1 protein-coding gene is annotated in these 646 nt (G+C 36.4%); it reads left to right on the top strand.

The window, feature by feature from the left end:
* On the top strand, nucleotides 1-646 hold a 646-nt coding region (locus N477_RS00640), incomplete at both ends, for a putative Ig domain-containing protein (protein ID WP_155731755.1).

The raw sequence follows: 646 nt of genomic DNA, 5'->3' as shown, positions 1-646 counted from the left end.
TTACATATATAGCGAATGAAAATTTCAATGGTGAAGATGAATTTAAATTTACCATACAGCAAGGTAGCGTTGTAAGTAATGAAGCTACGATTAAGTTAAATATCAGTGCAGTAAATGATTCTCCAGTTTTAACTGGAACACCGATAAACGAAATTCAAGCAAACGAAATGTTTGAATTTAAACCAAGCGCAACAGATATCGATGAAGACATACTTACTTTCTCGTCTGAAAATTTGCCTGAATGGTTAAGCTTAGATGCAGACACAGGTTTAATAAAAGGTACTCCGAGCAATGCACATGCAGGAACCTATGAAGGAATCGTTGTATCGGTTTCTGATGGTAAGAGTAAAACCTCATTACCTCAGTTTAATGTTGACGTTAGTTATTCACAGTTAGATTTCCCCGCTGCTTTAAATCAAACAGTTTCAGTGAATGACAATAAAGTAAAGTCAATAGAACTGACATGGGATGAGGTCGCTTTTGCCCAAGATTACGAAATTCAAGTTGCAACTGATAGCCTATTTAATGATGTTATTCAAAATGATCGAGTTTCCACTAATAATCTTGGATTAGAGCAGCCAGCTGGAATGTATTATTGGCGCGCTAGAACAATAAACCCAGATGAGTTAGCTGGTGATTGGAGTGA

The organism is Pseudoalteromonas luteoviolacea H33-S, from assembly GCF_001625695.1.
In the GTDB taxonomy this organism is placed as follows: Bacteria; Pseudomonadota; Gammaproteobacteria; order Enterobacterales; family Alteromonadaceae; genus Pseudoalteromonas; species Pseudoalteromonas luteoviolacea_B.
Note: the sequence above shows the minus strand (reverse complement) of the source record. Positions and strands in the feature narration are given on the sequence as shown.